Here is a 3702-nt window from a genome sequence, read left to right on the forward strand (position 1 = left end):
AATGATTGCTTTACATAAACGATTATCTCGTAACAGCCGCTCTTTGTTGATCATTTCAAACCTTTATTCTCTAAGTTAAACCTCTTTTTATTCTCAATAGCGTGACAAAAAATGCAAGTCTCTATTCAGCAACTAGTTTATTGACTGGCAGGGCGATAAGCTTGTCGTTAATGCTTTTGCCCGAACAGGAAAAACCTCAACCTTAGTGAAATATGCTGAAAAACATCTCGAACTCCGGATGCTCTACATTGCGTTTAATCGCTCAGTGAGAGAAAAGGCGGACGAGAAATTTCCCGCTAATGTGCTTTGTAAAACCTCTCATCAACTGGCGTGACCTGGCTTTGGTAGAAATTACGCTAATCGATTAACCCATTCTCTGCGTCTTTTTGATATTGCTAATGCCATTCAGAGCGATGACTGGCTATACGTAAACGCGATTCAGGATACCTTAAAGAACTTTATGTGCAGGGTGGATAGTCAGATTATGTTACGTCACTGTCCTTCAATATTAATGGGTCAAGTTAAAAAATCATTTACCGCTAATGATAAGCCTGTTGCTCAATAGTGAAATAAAACTGCTTTCAATAAAAACAAGTTAGATACATCTAAAAAACACAAAAATAGGTTATTTTTTAATCTTATATAGGTCATTTTTAATTCAAAAATTGATTATTTTATCATCAATAGCTGGTTTTTTTGTAAGTCACAATTAATTTTGCTATTGAGCAACAGGCTTGATGTTGTTAGCCAGAGCGAACGGCTCTGGCATCGAATGATTGACCTTGCTGATAATTTCCCCGTCGTTCATGATATGTACTTAAAACTGTACCAACTCTCCCAACCTAATCTTTCCCATCGTTTTGACGTTATTTTGTTTGATGAAGCGCAGGACGCTAATCCGGTTACTCACGATATTGTGTTTCGTCAAACCAGGAAGTTAGTGATGGTGGGTGATGCTCATCAACAGATTTATCGTTTTCGAGGGGCGGTCGATGCATTACATGCCCCTTTGCTTGGTGATGCTGACCGTCTCTGGTTAACCCATAGCTTTCGCTTTGGTGCCTGTGTCGCGGATATGGCTAATGCATTACTGGCCATGAACGGTGAAACGCATCAGATACCGTCTTTCTTATCATGATACAAGAGCTATATTCTCATCGAAGGGGATGCCAGATTTTAAGACACCATAAGCTAATTGGAGTAATTTTCGCATTGCCGCACAGATGCCTACTTTACCTCCTTTGTGACGTGATACGAGCCGCTGCCACTGTGCTTTTATTATAGGGTTACAGGAAATGGCAGATAAAGCCGGCATGTATAATGCTTTTCTGAGCTCTGTATGACCTCGTTTTGATAGGCGACTACGTCCTTTAAATAAACCAGACTCATGCAGTTTTGGGTTAAGACCAACATAGGCCACGACTTCTTTACTGTTGCTAAATTTTGACATATTACCGATATAAGCCAGTAAACTCGCACTCAGTATTTCACCAATTCCAGGTATGCTTTCCAGCAACGCTTTGTTTTTCTTTAAATCAGGATCGCTATTAATATGACACGAGTTTCGCACAGGCATATAAAATTCTAAAAATGGCTTAAAAGCAATGATTAATCTGCAAGTTACTAAAAAACATAAATTTTCTTAAATTACAATAAGTTGTATTTGATTTATAAGGTTTTGACTATTTATATATCATGCTGAATTAAACTTAAAAATAGAGCGTTTTTTTATTGGTGCGAAACTCGTGTCGGCTTAGGTTTTTCGAGGTGCCCGCTAATAAATACAGGCAAAATTCCTATCGTATTAACTAACGCAAAAAGACCTAAAAAAAACTTAATATAATTAGGAAGATCCAGTAAAGTACCAACCACAATTGAGTGCCTCAATCAAATATTAACGCTTAGCTAAAAATTAATTATTCAAAACAGATAATGTTTAGACTAGCAGAAAAAACACTTTATCTTAGCGTAGCATACTTATCTAGCTAAAATTCAAAAACTAATTCCAATAACAAAATAAGTTTCTAAATTAGATACCATACAAAATCTTGCTAACTTAATTCTTCGATATTTACTTATATTGCTAATTGAAATTATTCTTATATAACTTATTACTGAATTGATTCAGTATGCACTTTTTTTGATAAAGATCACTTTAGCACTATTTATAAATGGTAAGCTATATATCTATTGAGTTCTCATAAATATAATAAGCGTTTTTGCTTATTTTTATAATGTGAATTTTTTAAGTCAATTAGCTTACTAAAAACTAATCAGCACTTATATAATATGACACCACATATTTAATTATATTGCTACTAATTTAGGCTAATTGACTAAAAAAATTTAACATTTATTAGGAGTAATCTTTATGTCTGTAACTAATGTTACTGAACTCAATGAACTTGTCGTGCGTGTAAAAAAAGCACAACAACAATTTGCAAATTTTACCCAGGATCAAGTTGATAAAATTTTTCGTGCTGCTGCTCTTGCTGCTGCTGACTCTCGCATTCCTTTAGCAAAATTAGCAGTTGAAGAATCTGGCATGGGAATTATAGAAGATAAAGTGATTAAAAATCATTTTGCTTCGGAATATATTTATAATGTTTATAAAGATGAGAAAACTTGTGGCATTCTGTCCGAAGATCTTACTTTTGGTACTATCACCATTGCCGAACCTATTGGCTTAATTTGTGGTATTGTTCCAACAACTAATCCTACATCGACAGCCATTTTTAAATCTTTAATCAGTCTAAAAACGCGTAACGGGATTATTTTTTCCCCTCACCCTCGCGCTAAAAATGCCACTAACAACGCCGCTAAAATCGTATTACAAGCCGCTGTCGCTGCTGGTGCACCAAAAGATATCATTGGCTATATAGATGAACCCTCGGTCGAACTTTCAAATGCATTAATGCACCACCCTGATGTTAACCTTATCTTAGCAACTGGTGGACCTGGTATGGTGAAAGCGGCTTATAGCTCAGGAAAACCTGCCATCGGTGTAGGTGCAGGTAATACACCTGTCGTGATTGACAGTTCTGCCGACATTAAACGTGCAGTTGCTTCAATTTTAATGTCAAAAACTTTTGATAATGGTGTTATTTGCGCGTCAGAGCAATCAGTTATCATTGTGGACGAAATTTACAATCAAGTGCGCGAACGTTTTGTCACTCATGGCGGTTACTTATTAAAAGGTAAAGAGCTTAAAGCAGTACAAAACATTATTTTAAAAAATGGTAATTTAAATGCGGCTATTGTCGGTCAACCTGCGGTAAAAATCGCTGAACTAGCCGGCATACAAGTGCCGTTAAATACTAAAATTTTAATCGGAGAAGTAAAAGCCACAGATGAGAGAGAACCTTTTGCCCATGAAAAACTCTCACCATTACTTGCCATGTACCATACTAAAGATTTTGCTGATGCCGTTGGAAAAGCAGAAAAATTGGTTGAGATGGGTGGTATTGGCCATACTTCATGTCTTTATACTGATCAAGACAATCAAACTGAGCGAGTTAATTATTTCGGCGAGAAAATGAAAACCGCACGTATCTTAATTAATACTCCGGCATCTCGAGGCTGTCGCAAAAGCTCATGTTATCGATTAAAATTTGCTTTATTCGTTTTAAACGCAGATCTTTTATGACCGTATTTACTCGCAAACTGGAATCGCCATCTCACACCAAACGTAAGTTTGTCAAA

The 3702-nt window shown here is 36.3% G+C and carries 2 protein-coding genes and 3 pseudogenes; 3 read left to right on the forward strand and 2 right to left on the reverse strand.

Annotated elements, in window-relative coordinates; genetic code table 11:
• Positions 1–139: 139 nt before the first annotated feature.
• Positions 140–397 (forward strand): annotated as a pseudogene (locus tag CBG25_RS12040) (DNA helicase); the annotation flags it as partial.
• A 396-nt stretch (positions 398–793) separates the two neighbouring features.
• Positions 794–1120, forward strand: a pseudogene (locus CBG25_RS12045) (UvrD-helicase domain-containing protein); the annotation flags it as partial.
• A 12-nt stretch (positions 1121–1132) separates the two neighbouring features.
• Here the strand turns inward: CBG25_RS12045 and CBG25_RS12050 are convergent.
• Positions 1133–1570: an IS110 family transposase gene (locus CBG25_RS12050; RefSeq protein WP_290606888.1), complete on the reverse strand. Its 438-nt coding sequence runs from the start codon at positions 1568–1570 to the stop codon at positions 1133–1135.
• A gap of 158 nt (positions 1571–1728) precedes the next feature.
• A complete protein-coding gene (locus CBG25_RS12055; protein WP_290606890.1) occupies positions 1729–1872 on the reverse strand; it encodes a hypothetical protein in 144 nt (47 codons plus the stop codon).
• A gap of 499 nt (positions 1873–2371) precedes the next feature.
• Here CBG25_RS12055 and CBG25_RS12060 point away from each other — a divergent pair.
• Positions 2372–3580, forward strand: a pseudogene (locus CBG25_RS12060) (aldehyde dehydrogenase family protein); the annotation flags it as partial.
• Positions 3581–3702 lie beyond the last annotated feature (122 nt).

The organism is Arsenophonus sp. ENCA (assembly GCF_002287155.1).
GTDB lineage: Bacteria > Pseudomonadota > Gammaproteobacteria > Enterobacterales > Enterobacteriaceae > Arsenophonus > Arsenophonus nilaparvatae.